Raw genomic sequence first — 15,414 nt, 5'->3', positions numbered from 1 at the left:
GCGCCTTCATCTCGGCCATTGAGATAAACTTAGCTTCTGCCCAAACGCGGACATCCCGGGTGACATGCTGGAGGTTCGTCATGCGCCTGAAGCACCCGATGCGAAGTGGATCCCCATCCGCATTGCTAGGGTTCGGCGTCCTGTCAGTCCCCACGCCTGGTTCGCCGCCGACCAACTATTGAGCGCCGGGCGTCCATTCGGGCAGCGGCGCCAGGCTGCGGTTGAACTGCTTCCACCACATGGTCTCATCGATCTCACAGCAGGCGCGAAGCATGGCGTGCGCCTTCTCGAAAGCCTGGGTGGCGAGTTCATCGAATGTCATCCGCGCATCATATGGCACCGATACCACCAGTTCCTGGCCGGTCTGTGTGCCGCCTTCATCAACCTGAAGATAAAGCCAGACGACGAAATGCGCGCCCTGGCCGCTTGCGTCCGCATTGCCGATCTTGATGCGGTCGATTCCTGCTGCGGTGACTTTCATGCAAGGGCCCCTTCATTCGAATTCATGATGAAGCCGAGAAGTCCGCTGCGATCATGAAGGTTCCGAAGCCGTTGTCATTATGGTGAAGAGCCGGTTAGGCCCCCTTGAGCTTTCTTATGAACTTCACATAGGTTGGTGAAAATCAGGAATTGCTGAAAAATCAGGCCGACTGATCGCACCTAGTGCCGAACCTCGGTGGACACCGTTGGTCGGTTTACCTTTGAGGAGAGTGATCGCGGCCACCGGATGCAAAAAGAATACGGGCGACACTCGCCCGTATTCTCATAATTAGCGATGTTAGCCCCAAATGCATCTGCTGGACTTTTCGCACGCTGCCTTTTCAGCTTTCCGAGGAGACGTTACTCCCTCGCATGGGTCAAAATGCGAAATACCGGCCAATGAGCAATCGCTTCACGTAGTCTGCTGAAAAGCTTCCCTTCCATGCCGATGGCAGACCGAACTTGAACGGCAGCCCATCCGGCTTTCATGGTCCCGCCGACATGGCAATGGCAGACGATAGCGTGCAACTGCCAATCCGTAAGCTCGAAAAAGCGTTTCGCTTCGCCATAGGTATCGTTCTTCAATCCTTGCGCGCGCAATATCGGATCAGCGAAAGCGACGCTGAGCGCGGAGTCCAGGGACCGCGCCTTGTCACGCACGTCCAAGGTCATGTATTCCGTCCCAGGGAAAGCGGCGAGGCGCCGCTCGGGATTTCGCTCGAGCAGCATGGCCCAATGTTCCAAACGCTGCCCTCGCGTCATAGCCGGAAAGGATACTTCGACTTCCGCGACCTCATGTAGTTCTTCCAGTGTCTGATGTTTCATGGCCGTCTCCTGTTGGCGAGGCGCTCTGCCTGCAGAATGCACAGGTCGGAATGGGCCTCAGTCGTCCCTATGCAGGCGAACCAGCAGTGCGTCGGGAAGTTCCAATGGCGAGAAAATTTGACAGTGTGCCTGCTTCAATCTCCGCTGTCTGTGTGCCTTGGACCATCCCGCGCAACGAGCTACTGCGATGCTTCGACCAGCCGTCGGAGCAATGGGTAATCCTTCAGGTCCTTGTAAGGCGTGAGATCTAACTCCCCTGGCACGCACTGAAGCTGTTCTTCATCGATCGCTTTCTCGTGCCCCTTGATGACGCTTTGGTAGTGCCGCCAGGTCAGGCCAGCCCCTCTCACCGCATCTCTTTCGATGCGCGAGGCAATTTGGTGGGCGTGCAGATAATGAAGCCGCAACTCGTCCAAGAGAGCTTTTTCAACAATTTCGTGGCACACCAGAAATGGTTCGAGCCGCACGTCCTTGCCTCTCCACCTGATGGTGCGCGGCAGATGTCGGTCGATGTAAATCGTCCTTGCATCCGTGCTGTACCCAGCAATGTAGGGAATATCGAACTCGTGGCTGACCTTAACTCGTCGATGAAGTGCAGACACGACATCGGACAGGACCAGGTCGCTGATATCTTCAGAGCTATGACGGACCTCGTCGGCTAGTTTCAAGTCCGCTCCTGCGTTTTCCAGTCGAAGCGCCCGCCACACGGGCGAGCGCTGCGCGATGATTTTTTACTTGTTGACGATGATGCGCTGCTTGTCCCGGTTTTGGGCGTAAGTGGCCTTGTCGTAGGCAGTCTGCGCCTCCAACTGGTCCTTGGTGAAGTTCGTGTAGAGGTAACGGTTGCCGTTCTTGTCGGTCATGAACTTGAGGTTCTCCATAGCGACCGCGACCTTCTTTTCGCCAATGCCCAGAAAGCCGCCTACATCAACGATTATTGCGTCGACCTTCTTGTCACCAGTCAGGATGACGTCGCCGATCTCGCCGACCTTCGCATCATCTGCGCCATAGACGTTGGTTCCGATCAGATTTGCCGCACTGATTTTGTCTGACGGCATTTCGGTCAGGGACGACTTGTCGATCGAGGCTGTCGAAGTCGTATCGGTTTTGCCGTTAGCCGCTTGGCCGTTAGTCGTCTGCGCCGTGGGTGCTGCCGCGGTATCATAAGCCTTCGTATCAAAATTGGGTTGAGCTTTGAGCTCATCCTTCGTCGTCTTTGCGACTAACCAGCGATCGCCCTTCTTGTTGACCCATTGAAGCTTGCTGAAATCATAGGCTACGTTCTTTTCCCCCACGCCAAGGAATCCGCCGACGCCAATGACGACGAGCTTGGCGTTCCCGTCCTTGTCCAGGACGATGTCATTGACATCGCCTATCTTCGTCGCGTCGTCGGCGGTACTGTCATAGACCGCGGCTCCCATGATCTTGGAGACGAGCTTGCCATCGGTGACCGCGGCAACAACCTCCGTCTGGGTAGCGGGGTTGCTGGGATTTGCGGCGTGAGCACCCGCCGTGCAGAGCGCCGTCGACATGAGAGCTGCCGTCGCGGCCGCAGCTAGTATCTTGCGGATCATTGTGAAATTCCTCCTGTTGCCTGGTCGATTGACGTCGGCAGCTGCCAACGCCAATTCATCCAACGGAAGGAACTGCCTTGCGTTCCGGGAGGAGGCCAATGGTCGCAACGGGCGCCGGACTGAAGGCTCATGCAGAACCTGCACGGGTTTACCGCCCCCCGCCACCAACGAGTCAAATGACCCGACCTGCAAACAGGATTACAACTGCCGTCGATGCCGGGGACCTAGCCTAATTGTCCGAAGAGGACGTTCCGTTATCGGCCGCAACGAGACGTCCGCAATATACGGCCGCTCAATAGCAAAAGCCGGTACTTGGAGCGCGTGTCTGGACCAGCTTCGATAGCATCCAGCAACGGCATTACCAGTCATCACGCGAAGCCGAGGCCGATCCCATGCGCGATCGCCAGATGGATCAGGCTCTGATGCAGCACATGTCAGGCCCTGGTGACATCAGCACCGGCGAAATGGTCCACATCAGGTCATTTACCCGCAGATGATCGCATCGTCCCGTCTTCCATTTCACGGCGGGCACCAAACGACCTCTCGGACGGGCTGATCTGGCCGAAGGACGGCGGAAGCCTTGATCGCCTATGCCGCAATGGCGCGACGCGCGTTTCTTCCCCTGGGCGAAGCCCATTCCTCGCGCAACCAAGAAACGCGCGCCTGCGCCATCCTGCGCTTTGCTGCGGTCGCAAGCGATGCGGCAGCGGTCGCCTCCGGCCTCACGATCGCCATCGAGGCCGCATGGTGCGGGCTCGGAAACAAGAACGGAGACTGAAAATGGCTACCATCGGCAGCTTCAAGAAGACCAATGCGAACGAGTTCACCGGCGAGATCGTCACCCTCAGCGTCCAGGCCAAGGGCGTGCGCATCGTCCCCGACACCCGGGCCAGCGGCGAGAACGCTCCAAGCCACCGCGTGGTGGTCGGCAAGGCCGAGATCGGCGCCGCCTGGTCCAAGCGCTCCAACGAGGGCCGCGATTATCTCGGGCTCAAGCTAGACGATCCGAGCTTCACCGCTCCCATCTACGCCAACCTCTTCGCCGACGAGGAAGGCGAGGGCCACAGCCTCATCTGGTCCCGACCCAACCGCCGCAATAGCGAGTGACCTGGAAGACGCCCCGCCCGGCACCGGGCGGGGCGTCTCCTGATGGCGCGGAAACGTTCCGCGGCGCCGGTATCTGACCGAGGTTCCGGTTACCGGGTGCGCGGCTTGATGCGCGATACCTCCGATCGACGCACGCGCCCGAGCCACCGCCTAAGGTCTCTCAGCGGTGCGAAATAGTGCCCCTCAATTGCGCACCTGATCATCGTGCCCTTGCTCCTCCATCCTGGCCATCGATCGCCGTTCAACCGCAACGGCCGGAAGGAGAAACCTCATGAACGCCGACGCCGCGCCACTGCCGCCGCGCTACCTGCGCACTTCGGAAGCCGCGCATTTCCTCAGTCTCTCGGCGCGCACGCTTGAGAAACATCGCACCTACGGCACCGGGCCTGCCTATCGCAAACTTGGCGGCCGCGTGGTCTACGCCGTCGATGACCTCCAGCTCTGGGTTCAGCGCGGCGCGATGACATCGACGTCCGATCCGCATGGGTCGGTGCTGCCCGCCAAGCCTCAGGCCGCCCGCCTGATCCCTTATGCCGGGCGCGAAAGGCGCTGAGCCCGCTGATTTCCCCCTTGTCGGCACGACTACGCCCACCATTGGAGCGCGAACAGCTCGACCTGTTCCAGGCTCTGCCGGGCGTCGTCGCGCCACGCGATGCGCAGGACCTCATGGCCTATCCCTTCTTCTCCCTCGCCAAATCCAGGCGCATCGCACCGATCGACTTTCACGCCGGCGATATCGCGATCCGTGTCGAAGCGATGCCCGATCACGGCATGGCGACGATCTGGGATGCCGATATTCTGATCTGGGCCGCTAGCCAGATCGTCAGCGCGCGGGACGCCGGATTGCGCACATCCCGCCTGATGGCCGCGACGCCATACGAGATGCTTACCTTCATCGGCCGCGGCGTCTCCAAGCGAGACTACCTGCGCCTCAAGGCGGCGCTCGACCGCCTGCAGTCGACAAGCGTCGTCACCTCCATCCGCCAACCCGCCGAGGGACGGCGTCATCGCTTCTCGTGGATCAATGAATGGCAGGAACGTTCGGGTCGAAACGGCCGCCCGCTTGGCGTCGAAATGATCCTGCCTGATTGGTTCTATCGCGCCGTCATGGACGACACGCTGATCCTGACGATAGACCGGGCCTATTTCGGGCTGACCGGCGGCCTGGAGCGTTGGCTCTATCGCCTGGTGCGAAAGCATGGCGGGCGCCAGCGCGCCGGCTGGCGTTTCGACATCAGCCACCTGCATCGGAAATCCGGCAGTCTCTCGCCACTCAAGCGCTTCGCCTTCGAGCTGCGTGACATCGTGCGTCGTCAGCCTTTGCCGGGATATCTGCTGTTCACCGAGGTCGAAGCCAGCGGCCGCGTGTTGTTGGCTTTCGAACCGGCGCCGACGCCTGTTGATAGGATCGTGCCATCGGGAACCCGAACTATCGTGCCATCGGGAACCGCTTCCTCGTGCTTTCGGGAACCGCAATCGGCCTTAAGGAACGGACCCGAAACGAAAAATCGCGCTCTTAACTTGGAGTCTAACTCTCAATCTAACATTCTTGCGGAGCAGCCGCGCATCGACGGCGGGGAGCAGAAGCCGCGATTTGTCGGCCGACGCGGTGGAGGCGACGCATGACGCGGCCTCCTCAATCGACGCCGCGCACCGGCCTCACGACGGTGGAGTTGATCTGGATCGAGAAACGGATCGAGCACCGCATCCGCTTCGGACGCCCTGCCGATCAGACGATCATCGACACGCGGCGTCGCGTCGTGGGATTTGCGCCGGGCAGCGTTTTTGCGTTCGTCCGCTGGGCGGCGAATGACTTTGGCACCATCGTTTCGCGCATCGACATCGTGCGCGCCGTCTTGCCCGTTGAACCCTATCAGACGCTGCCTTACATCCGGCCAGGCGCCGAGATCCTGCTCAAGATCGCAGGCTGGGACAAGGTTGAGCGGGTTCTTCAACTGATCGATGCAATCGAGGCGATCGGCCTCGATCCGGTCGATGCCGCCCCTGACTATTGGCGTCAGACCCACAACCGGCTGGTTGCCGGCGGAACGCCGCGCGCCTATTCGCTCGAGCAGCACCGGGCCTTTCTGTTGCGCAAGCGAGCGACTTCATGAGCCGCGCCGCTTGCATGGCCGTGACGCTTGCGGCCGTTGCCGCGATCGTCGCTCCAGCTGCTGTGGAAATGCCGCCGCTGCTGCTATGGAACGCGTCGGCCAGCGCGCCGATCGGGCTCTATTCACTCAGGAAAATGGCCGTCCCTACGGCTGGCGCGCTCGCCGTCATCGAACCGCCGGAGACCGTCGCTCGGTTCGCCGGCGAACGCGGCTACCTTCCGCTCGGTGTGCCAATGCTGAAGCACATCGAAGGGCTTCCTGGACAGGAAGTCTGTCGCGTCGGCCGCGTCGTCACGGTGAACGGGCTTGCCGTTGGCACCGCGCTGGAGCGCGATCGCAAAGGACGCGCGCTGCCTGACTGGCAGGGCTGCCGCACCATTGTCGCCGCCGAAATCTTCGTCATGAACCGGAATGTCCAGGACAGTCTCGACGGCCGCTATTTCGGCCCGTTCCCGATGGACTCGATCGTTGGGCGCGCGATGCCGCTTTGGACCGACGAGAGGGGCGATGGCCATTACACCTGGCTTGCTCCCGCGAACTGAAATTCAGCCCAGCCAACAAGAGGAAGGAGATTGTCCATGGCCGAGATCGGCGTCTTCCAGGAAACGGAATCGGGTTACTCCGGACGCATTCGAACGCTGCTTGTGGACGTCGAGCTGGTGCTTGTCCCGATCAGGACGTCCAACGGCAATGCGCCGGATTTTCGCATCCACATCGGCGATGGCAGCGGCCCCGAGGTCGGCGCGGCCTGGAAGGAAAACGGGCAGACGGCTGGCGACTATCTGTCCTGCCGACTGGAGGATCCGCTGTTTGGTCGACGCTTCCGCGCCGGTCTCTTCCGCTCCGATGACGGTTCCTGGTCGCTGCGCTGGATCCGGCCGAAATCGCGGCCGGAGCGTGCTCGATGAGTGCGCCATCGGCGCCGAACTATGCGCACGTAAGCCGCCCCGTCAGTTGGTTGCCTGGTCGGAGGCAAGCACGTCGGCTTATCGCTGGCATGCTGATTTTTTGTCACGCGATGACGGAGGCCGTCGCACAGAGCGCCCCGGGGCCACGTATGCCTGCGGACGATCCATATGCCACCCATATCGCCGAGGCGTCGCATCGCTTCCGTATTCCTGAGCTCTGGATACGGGCAGTCATGCACATCGAGAGCGCCCGCGACCCACGCGCCGTGTCGCGCAAGGGTGCAGTGGGTCTGATGCAGATCATGCCCGCAACCTGGGCCGAACTGCGTCTTCGTCACCAACTGGGCCGCGATCCCTACGATCCGCACGCCAACATCCTTGCCGGCACCGCCTATCTTCGCGAGCTCTATGATCGATACGGTTCACCGGGCTTCCTGGCCGCCTACAATGCGGGGCCGGGGCGCTACGAAGCCTCCTTGAAGGGCCTCCCGCTGCCGGCAGAAACCCGGGCCTATGTTGCGAAGCTTCGCCCTTTGTGGCGCGGCGGCGATGCGCCCGGCGCGCTCACCGCCGGTCATGCCAAGGCCATCACTTGGAAGCTCGCGCCGCTGTTCATAGTGCGGTCCGGGTCCTTGACCGATTCCGGTCTCTCGTCCGGCGAGCACGCTTCTGTCGAGGTCTCATCGTCACTGTTGGTGCGCAAACTTTTTGCGGCCAGTTCGCAGCCGCGCCGACTGTTCACCGGGTCTTACGTCCGGACATCGCGGCGATGATGAAGTCTCCGCCAAATCGCGCCCCGGCGCCTCTTTGGGAGTCGTGGCCTTTGAGGCGCATAGGGTACAAGGCAACAACCGAAGGATGGCAAGATAAAAGGGCGCACATTGTGCTGCGGTCGGTTGGTTGCATTTATTGGGTTTTTTGCCGTTTCTCGCACATTGCGGCGCCTCGGCGCAATGTGCTGAGAACATGCAAATTATTGTATTTGCTGTACTTATGGCAAGGTGAGGGCGGGCGCCGTGTCTGATGAGCACGAGTTCCGTATCCGTCCAGGCCGCATTCGCTCGACGCGAGCTCAATCGTCGCGGCCCTTCATCGCCCAAGCGCTTGCGGCAGCGCAAAAGGCTGGCGGCAGCGTGTCCCGGTCAGGCCGGATCAGGACAGGCAAGCGCTCGCAGTTCGGACGCGGCAGGGCAGCGAGCGTTCAAGCCAACCGCTTCCTCACCGGCCGCTCCCGCCTCGCCACGATCAAGACCCGCGTGGTTCGCCATTCGAAACGTAGCGCGCCGCTGGCGACCCACCTCAATTATCTGCGCCGCGAAGGAGTCACACGCGACGACGCGAAAGCCCGAATGTTCGGACCGGAGGTCGACGATGCGTCGACCACGGATTTCGTCGATCGCTGCAAGGACGACCGGCATCATTTCCGCTTCATCGTCTCGCCCGAGGATGCCGCCGACATCGCCGACCTGAAATCCTTCACCCGTGATCTCATGGGTCGCGTGCAGAAGGATCTCGGCACGTCCCTCGACTGGATCGCGGTCGATCATTGGAACACCGACAATCCGCATGTCCACGTCATCCTGCGTGGCCGGGCCGACGACGGCCAGGACCTGGTGATCTCGCGCGACTACATCAGCCGCGGCATGCGCGATCGCGCCAGCGAACTCGTCACGCAGGAGCTTGGCCCCCGGTCGGAACTTGAGATCCGACGGCATGTCGAGCGCCAGGTCGAGGCCGAGCGGTGGACCGGGCTCGACCGCCAGTTGCTCCGCGACACAGGCGAAAGCGGTGTCATCGATCTCGCGCCACGTGCCGATCGCCAGCCTGACGAATTCATCGCGCCAAAGATCGGGCGGCTGCGCAGGCTGGAAACGCTGGGCCTCGCCGAGCAGGTCGGTCCTGGCCAATGGATCCTCAGCGACAAAGCCGAGGCGACGCTGCGCGCGATGGCTGAGCGCGCCGATATCATCAAACGCGTGCATCGCGCATTCTCAGCCCGCGACATCGAACGTGCGAGCGCCAGCTATGTGCTGGCCGCTGAGACCATCGACGACAGGATTGTCGGCCGTCTGATCGAGCGCGGCTTGGACGACGAGCTCAAAGGCACGGCCTATGCGGTCATCGATGGCGTCGACGGCCGTTCTCATCACGTGCGGCTCGCCGATCTCGAGGCGGCGGGCGACGCCCCACCGGGCGCGATCGTCGAACTGCGCAAATTCGAGGACGCCACGGGACGCCCGCGGCTGGCGCTTGCCGTGCGCTCCGATCTCGACATTGACAGACAGGTGGTTGCGGAGGGGGCGACCTGGCTCGACCGGCAGGCGCTTGCCCGTCCTGCGGCGGCTCTCTCCGATGGCGGCTTCGGCGCCGAGGCGCGCCAGGCGCTCGATCGGCGCGTCGAGCACCTGGTCGGACTGGGGCTGGTGGAGCGGCGGCCGGGCGGGACCGTCTTTGCCCGCAACTTGATCGACACGCTGCGCCGAAGGGAGATCGAGGCGCTGGGCGGCAGGATCGCGGCCCAGACCGGCCGTTCGTTCAACCGTGCCGCACCTGGCGAGTCCGTGTCCGGTACCTACAGCCAGCGCTTTGCGCTTGCGTCCGGCCGCTTCGCGATGATCGATGATGGCCTCGGCTTCCAGCTCGTGCCCTGGACGCCTTCGCTCGAAAGGCACCTTGGCCAGCATATCAGCGGCAGCACTCGCGGCGACGGCGGTGTCGATTGGAGCTTTGCCCGCAAGCGCGGGCTAGGCCTCTAGCAGCTGAAAGATGGATCCTGCCATGTCCGCCGCGAAATCCTTTGGGAGCAGATACTCACGGTTTTCCTGAGCGTGGTGTTGACGACTTGGACGGCGACACAATCGCGGCATGGAGACTTGGCGTTCGGCCGCACCTCGGGCCGCACTGGTCGCGCCGGCTTGCCCGTCAACTTGTGCGCCTGCGCGCGTGCAGGAGGCGGGCGAACGCTATGAGGCCTTCGTCACGGCGCGAGACGGTCTGGCGAAAGGGGCGAAGCTGCGCCAAGAGATTTGGGAAGATACGATCCGGTGTACCGAGAACAGGCAGTCTTAGCTGCGCCGTAGGGTATGTCGCTATCGAATGTGCGGTCGGGCAGCCCAGAATTCTTGTCCGGCCGCCCTCTGAGCTTGATCAGCGTGTCTCGGCGAGGATGATCGCGCGCCTGATTATCGCCGATCTGACCGACTCGACGAGCTGCGCGGGAAAGTGACGTGGCAACGAAGAAATCACGGCCTCGGTCCGCCTCTCGGCATTTTCGGAGATGTCTTCGAGGACCTTGCGCATCAGGGACCTCCCCACGCCGGAAACCTCGGCGGTCTGCATGAAATGGCGGGGTACAATTTCATGTATGGAATAATGCCGGCTGTTGCCGGCAGACATCGCCAGCTTGAATTTCTTGCGCGGGATCTGTCCAGCATCAAGGCTGGGCTGCGCGGTCAGCACGTCATAGAGCGGCGTCATCCGAAACCGCCCGCCGGGCCCGAGAAAAATGCTGAAGTTCTTCGCGTGACCGTCGGTCGCGCCAATGAGCCAGAATATTATGCAAGCACGCAAAAACAGCGAGATGTCGTCTTCGGGCCTGTCACTGCCCTTAAGAAGCTCGATAATCGACGGCATGCCGGGACCGCCCTCCGACTGGTACTTGCGTGTTGGCGGGACCGACAGTGCTTGACACATATCCTCCTGTGGTAGGCGCATGAGACGGCCATCCCTGGCCCACAACCGGTCGAACCGCTCGACGATCAGCGTACGGCGCTCCCCGAAGTCGGCGATCTCAGTTCTGGCGGCGGGAACGCCGAACGCGTCGATCAGCTTAAGGCAAAGATATTCGTTCTCAACGCTGTTGGAGAGATCGATGCCATTCGGCAACCTGCCGATCTGCGGTTTCAGGATGTGGGTGGTCGCCGCCGTGCCGACCGGCTTGTACCAGCGTCCGTCCTTGCGTAGCAGCGCCGTCTTTTCCTGGGCGCCGGCGATCGAGATGCGGAAATCCTCATCCTCGCCGAGGCCAAGCGGGGCGACAGCGAGGTTTGCGATCAGCCCGGCGATATCCTTTTTGCTGATCGGCTTGCCTTCGCTGCTACCAGGACTGCCGGGATCGGCGCCATCAGGCAGGAATTGCAGTGCGCCGACGCAGTCATGGCCGAGGGCGGCAAGCATGCTGTAGGTGTCGGTGCCATCTGCGCCGACACGTTCGGCAATCCGCTTGCGGATGGCGTCATTGTCGGGAAGCAGGTTGTCGAAGACATTGATAACCGGCGCGCCGATATAGCGGTCCTCCCGCAAGGGAAGCGAAAGCGAGACAGGGAAGGTGCCGTGCCAGTCCAGCCATTCGCGGGCATATCGAAAGTCCACGGCGCCGGTGGATTGCCTGCGCAGCACGCCCACCAGCCGACCGTTCACGAAGACATTGTGCGGCGTGTGAGCCGATCGCCGCGCCATCAGAACAGGTCCGCGATCTCGGTGGCGCTGCTTTTGCTGCGCGGGCGAACGACGAGTTCAAGGTCGAGGGCGGAGAGGGCTGCCATCAACGTACTGAGCTGGACTGCCGGCTCGCCGGCTTCAAGGCGGGACACCGTGGCCTGACGCAGGTGGATCCGGCTGCCAAGCGTCTCTTGCGTGAGATCGGCTTGCCTGCGGGCGCGACGCAGAATGGCGCCGAGCTGCTTTTCGTTACGAGCGATCTGGTCGGACATGATAGCCTCCTGAGCTTATATACGCGATCGCGTATGGCTTTGCAATATACGTGATCGCGTATAAATCTGTCGCACACGCAAATGCGTATAGAGATCGGATATACGCAATCGCGTATGATGTCTGCTACTCAAATGCGCAGTCCAAGAGGACGGCGCCCTCGCTCGCGCCCCGGGCTCTTGGGCTTCCCGATTCCCTGTCTTCCTTGCCGACGGCACGACGCGATGCGATCGGCGTCAGACGGCTGTTGCATCTCGCGTCACCTTGCTGACCTCTCGCCACAAGGAGAAGCGAATGTCGGGAACGAAAGTCCTTTGGGGACAGATTGTCGTGGTCTTCCTGATCGTGCTCCTCACGATCTGGGCCGCCACGCAATGGTCCGCCTGGCAGCTGGGCTATCAGGAGCGGCTGGGCGCGCCTTGGTTCGTCATCGGCGGCATTCCAGTCTACTATCCGCCTGCTATTTTCTGGTGGTGGTATTTCTACGACGCATACGCACCAGCCATCTTCGCGCGCGGCGGTCTGATTGCCGCCTCGGGCGGCTTCATCGCGATCGCTGTAGCGATCGGCATGTCGCTGTGGCGTGCCCGCGAGGCGAGGGAGGTCGCGACCTATGGCTCCGCACGCTGGGCCGAAAGAAGCGAGGTGCACGCGGCAGGCCTGCTTGCCCCCGACGGCGTGGTGCTGGGGCGCTATGGAACTCACTATCTGCGCCACGACGGGCCTGAGCATGTGCTTTGCTTTGCACCAACGCGTTCGGGAAAGGGTGTCGGGCTTGTTGTGCCTTCGCTGCTGACCTGGCCTGGCTCGGCGATCGTCCATGACATCAAGGGCGAGAATTGGGATCTGACCGCCGGCTTCCGCGCCCGCCACGGCCGGGTGCTGCTGTTTGATCCGACCAATGCAAGATCGGACGCATACAATCCTCTGCTCGAGGTTCGCCGGGGTGAATGGGAGGTCCGCGATGTGCAAAACATCGCCGACATCCTGGTCGACCCCGAGGGCTCGCTGGAAAGGCGCAACCACTGGGAAAAGACGAGCCACGCGCTCCTGGTCGGCGCGATCCTGCATGTGCTCTATGCCGGACCGGACAAGACGCTTGCCGGCGTAGCCGCCTTCCTGTCCGATCCCAAGCGGCCGATCGAATCGACCTTGGCCGCGATGATGACGACGCCGCATCTGGGGGAGGGCGGTCCGCACCCGGTCATCGCCAGCGCTGCCCGTGAGTTGTTGAACAAGTCCGACAACGAACGCTCCGGCGTGCTCTCGACCGCGATGTCCTTCCTTGGACTCTATCGCGATCCGGTGGTGGCACAGGTGACGCGCGCATGCGGCTGGCGCATCGCCGACCTTGTCGCCAATCCTCGTCCGGCAACGCTCTATCTTGTCGTTCCACCCTCCGACATCAGCCGCACCAAGCCGCTGATCCGTCTCATTCTCAACCAGATCGGCCGCCGTCTGACCGAGGATCTGCAGGCCAGGACGGATCGCCATCGATTGCTCCTGATGCTGGACGAGTTCCCGGCGCTCGGACGGCTCGACTTCTTCGAATCCGCGCTCGCTTTCATGGCCGGCTATGGTTTGAAAAGCTTCCTGATCGCGCAGTCCCTCAACCAGATCGAGAAGGCCTACGGGCCGAACAATTCAATTCTGGACAACTGTCATGCGCGCGTCAGCTTTGCGACCAACGACGAGCGGACCGCCAAGCGTGTTTCCGATGCCTTGGGCACGGCAACCGAGCTGAAGGCGATGAAGAACTATGCCGGTCACCGGCTCTCGCCCTGGCTCGGTCATCTCATGGTGTCGCGCTCGGAGACGGCGCGACCTTTGCTGACGCCCGGCGAGATCATGCAATTGCCGGCAGGCGACGAGATCGTCATGCTGGCCGGCACGCCGCCGATCCGGGCGAAGAAGGCGCGCTATTTCGAAGACCCGCGGTTGCGGGAGCGCATTCTGCCGCCACCGGCTGTCACAGCTCGAGCCGAGCCGGAGCCTGACGATTGGACGGCGCTTCCGTTGCCGCTCCCGCCATCTGGTACGGCAGCCGCAACTGCCGTGGCGAAAGTTCAGGAGGAATCGACCGAGTCCGAATTGCGACGTCAGCCCGAGCTCGATCGACTTCTCCCGGCTGCGGCGGAGCTGCCGCCCGTCAACGAATTCGAGATCGAAGCGCCTGACGAGACGGATGATCTCGCATTGAGCAGCAGCCGGATGGCTCGCCTTGCTCGGGGCGTGGCGCGTCAGATCGCGCTCGATCCGGACGACGGCATGGAGCTGTGAAGGTCATGACAGCAAGAAAGAAGAAGGTCCAAATTTCTGTCTATCTCGACCCTGCCGTGATGGCCTTGCTGGTCGATTATGCCGCCCGGCGCGATCGCTCGCAGTCGCTCGTCGCTGAGGCGGCGATCGCCTCCTTCCTTTCTCCGGATGCCGACGCGCAACGCGAGGCGGCGATCTCCAAACGTCTCGACCGGATCGATCGCCGGATCGCGCGGTTGGAGCGCGACGTCGGCATCTCGGTTGAAACCCTCGCGGTCTTCATCCGCTTCTGGCTTGCCACCACTCCGGCCTTGCCTGAGCCGATGGCCCAGGCAGCGCGCGCGAAGGCAAGCGAGCGTTATGAAGCTTTCGTTTCCGCGCTTGGCAGGCGGCTGGCCAAGGGGCCGAGCTTGCGGCAGGAAATCCCCGAAGACATCGTGCCATCCAGCGATCCTGAGCGGCAGTGATGCGAGGGCCTGCGGGCGAAGGCGCCGCCCGGGCTCGCGCGGCGCCGCCAGGTCCTGTTGATTGCTGGGCGGCTTCCCGTTGCCAATCCGGTCAGTTGGCGGCTCCGCACAACTGCGAGGTCGTCAATCCTGGCGGCACGTTTTCGGTGGGGCCAAATCCGTACCTCGCCATGATGGAGGCAATCGTGCCGTTCGACATGACCTTGGCCAACCCCTGATTGTAAAGGTCGCGCAGGTCGCCATCATCCTTCCTGAACGCGATCGCGACGTAGCTGATCGACTTCTCGTCGGTCGTGAATGGGTTGGCGCGCTCCAGATCGGGGTTCTTTTTGCCGGCCAGCAGCCCGATCACCGTCGGGGACGAAAATACCGCGGCGTCGATGCGGCCGGCGCGCAGTGCCGCGATGTTGGTCTCGATGTCGGGAAACTGCAGGATGCGATCTGCAGGGACGCCCTCGGCGATGGCGTTCTGGATGACGTTGCTGCCGCGGCCGCCGCCCATGATCGTGTCGGATCTCTTAGCAAGATCAGCATAGCTATGGATCGCCTTGGGGTTGCCGGCGAGTACGATCGCCGCGTCGTCCTGCCTCAGGTCGGGAGCGCCGAAGGCGACCTGCTGGCATCGCGGCGGCGTTATCGACAAGCCGGACGCCACGGCATCGAAACGCCCGGCCATCAAGCCAGGGATCAAAGCGCCGAACTCGGTGACCTGGAAGTCGACCTGCTTGACGCCGAGGTCGGCGAACGCAGCTCTGAGCAGGTCCGGATGCCAGCCGAGCAACTCGCCGGTTTCTTCCTTCTTGTAGCCCCATGGCGCGCGGTTGTGGATGCCGATCACGATCTTGCCCTCTCTCAAGACGCGTTCCTTTGTCGTTTCCGCCGTGGCCGGCAGCACAGTTCCAACAATCGCGGCATAGGCGATGCAGGCCAGGCCGATGGCGGCCGATCGGGCTCGAAAATTCATCGTGCA

Annotated in this window: 18 protein-coding genes; 11 read left to right on the top strand and 7 right to left on the bottom strand. The window is 62.3% G+C overall.

What is annotated here, in order from left to right; genetic code table 11:
- Positions 1-175: 175 nt before the first annotated feature.
- The 4 genes from LB520_RS20315 to LB520_RS20300 form a co-directional block, all read right to left on the bottom strand.
- On the bottom strand, positions 176-481 hold the full coding sequence (locus tag LB520_RS20315) for a hypothetical protein (RefSeq protein ID WP_224532376.1): 306 nt from the start codon (positions 479-481) through the stop codon (positions 176-178).
- Positions 482-840: 359 nt separating this feature from the next.
- Entirely contained in the window at positions 841-1,305 is a 465-nt protein-coding gene (locus LB520_RS20310) for a hypothetical protein (RefSeq protein WP_140848042.1), read from the bottom strand.
- A gap of 179 nt (positions 1,306-1,484) precedes the next feature.
- Positions 1,485-1,973 carry a hypothetical protein gene (locus LB520_RS20305; RefSeq protein ID WP_224532374.1) on the bottom strand — a complete coding sequence of 163 codons (489 nt, stop codon included), beginning with the start codon at positions 1,971-1,973 and terminating at the stop codon, positions 1,485-1,487.
- A gap of 63 nt (positions 1,974-2,036) precedes the next feature.
- A complete protein-coding gene (locus LB520_RS20300; RefSeq protein ID WP_318011914.1) occupies positions 2,037-2,879 on the bottom strand; it encodes a PRC-barrel domain-containing protein in 843 nt (280 codons plus the stop codon).
- Positions 2,880-3,459: 580 nt separating this feature from the next.
- On the opposite strand from LB520_RS20300, the gene LB520_RS20295 reads away from it, so the two are divergent.
- From LB520_RS20295 to LB520_RS20255, 9 genes are all read left to right on the top strand, one after another.
- On the top strand, positions 3,460-3,657 hold the full coding sequence (locus LB520_RS20295) for a hypothetical protein (protein ID WP_224532373.1): 198 nt from the start codon (positions 3,460-3,462) through the stop codon (positions 3,655-3,657).
- Between the two features lie 2 nt (positions 3,658-3,659).
- Positions 3,660-3,986 (top strand): DUF736 domain-containing protein, encoded by a 327-nt coding sequence (locus LB520_RS20290; protein ID WP_224560579.1) that lies wholly within the window; start codon positions 3,660-3,662, stop codon positions 3,984-3,986.
- A 271-nt stretch (positions 3,987-4,257) separates the two neighbouring features.
- Complete coding sequence (locus LB520_RS20285; protein ID WP_041002472.1) at positions 4,258-4,539, top strand: helix-turn-helix transcriptional regulator; 282 nt, start codon at positions 4,258-4,260, stop codon at positions 4,537-4,539.
- Positions 4,540-4,556: 17 nt separating this feature from the next.
- Positions 4,557-5,612 (top strand): replication initiator protein A, encoded by a 1,056-nt coding sequence (locus LB520_RS20280; protein WP_224638792.1) that lies wholly within the window; start codon positions 4,557-4,559, stop codon positions 5,610-5,612.
- Entirely contained in the window at positions 5,609-6,100 is a 492-nt protein-coding gene (locus LB520_RS20275) for a DUF2840 domain-containing protein (protein WP_224532295.1), read from the top strand. The genes LB520_RS20280 and LB520_RS20275 overlap by 4 nt, the downstream gene beginning before the upstream one ends.
- Positions 6,097-6,642 (top strand): S26 family signal peptidase, encoded by a 546-nt coding sequence (locus LB520_RS20270; RefSeq protein ID WP_224532296.1) that lies wholly within the window; start codon positions 6,097-6,099, stop codon positions 6,640-6,642. Before LB520_RS20275 ends, LB520_RS20270 begins: the two co-directional genes overlap by 4 nt.
- A 36-nt stretch (positions 6,643-6,678) precedes the next feature.
- Positions 6,679-7,008, top strand: a complete 330-nt coding sequence (locus tag LB520_RS20265; protein ID WP_224638790.1) for a DUF736 domain-containing protein — start codon at positions 6,679-6,681, stop codon at positions 7,006-7,008.
- On the top strand, positions 7,005-7,781 hold the full coding sequence (locus LB520_RS20260; RefSeq protein WP_411962571.1) for a lytic transglycosylase domain-containing protein: 777 nt from the start codon (positions 7,005-7,007) through the stop codon (positions 7,779-7,781). The genes LB520_RS20265 and LB520_RS20260 overlap by 4 nt, the downstream gene beginning before the upstream one ends.
- Positions 7,782-8,024: 243 nt before the next feature.
- Complete coding sequence (locus LB520_RS20255; protein ID WP_224638788.1) at positions 8,025-9,764, top strand: relaxase/mobilization nuclease domain-containing protein; 1,740 nt, start codon at positions 8,025-8,027, stop codon at positions 9,762-9,764.
- A 391-nt stretch (positions 9,765-10,155) separates the two neighbouring features.
- Here the strand turns inward: LB520_RS20255 and LB520_RS20245 are convergent, their stop codons facing one another.
- Together LB520_RS20245 and LB520_RS20240 are read right to left on the bottom strand one after the other, a co-directional pair.
- The gene (locus tag LB520_RS20245) at positions 10,156-11,466 is read right to left on the bottom strand and encodes a type II toxin-antitoxin system HipA family toxin (protein WP_224638770.1); all 1,311 of its coding nucleotides are present in this window, start codon (positions 11,464-11,466) and stop codon (positions 10,156-10,158) included.
- Positions 11,466-11,720: a helix-turn-helix domain-containing protein gene (locus LB520_RS20240; protein ID WP_224547933.1), complete on the bottom strand. Its 255-nt coding sequence runs from the start codon at positions 11,718-11,720 to the stop codon at positions 11,466-11,468. Before LB520_RS20240 ends, LB520_RS20245 begins: the two co-directional genes overlap by 1 nt.
- 292 nt (positions 11,721-12,012) lie before the next feature.
- Here LB520_RS20240 and LB520_RS20235 point away from each other — a divergent pair, with 292 nt between their 5' ends.
- Together LB520_RS20235 and LB520_RS20230 are read left to right on the top strand one after the other, a co-directional pair.
- The gene (locus LB520_RS20235) at positions 12,013-13,998 is read left to right on the top strand and encodes a conjugal transfer protein TraG (protein ID WP_224638765.1); all 1,986 of its coding nucleotides are present in this window, start codon (positions 12,013-12,015) and stop codon (positions 13,996-13,998) included.
- 5 nt (positions 13,999-14,003) lie between these two features.
- Positions 14,004-14,444 carry a CopG family transcriptional regulator gene (locus LB520_RS20230; RefSeq protein ID WP_224638763.1) on the top strand — a complete coding sequence of 147 codons (441 nt, stop codon included), beginning with the start codon at positions 14,004-14,006 and terminating at the stop codon, positions 14,442-14,444.
- Positions 14,445-14,535: 91 nt separating this feature from the next.
- Here the strand turns inward: LB520_RS20230 and ehuB are convergent, their stop codons facing one another.
- Positions 14,536-15,408, bottom strand: a complete 873-nt coding sequence (ehuB, locus tag LB520_RS20225) for an ectoine/hydroxyectoine ABC transporter substrate-binding protein EhuB (protein WP_224638760.1) — start codon at positions 15,406-15,408, stop codon at positions 14,536-14,538.
- Between the last annotated feature and the right edge of the window lie 6 nt (positions 15,409-15,414).

The sequence above is a fragment of the Mesorhizobium sp. CA12 genome (genome assembly GCF_020165255.1).
Lineage (GTDB): Bacteria > Pseudomonadota > Alphaproteobacteria > Rhizobiales > Rhizobiaceae > Mesorhizobium.
This window is presented reverse-complemented; position numbering and strand designations above follow the sequence as displayed.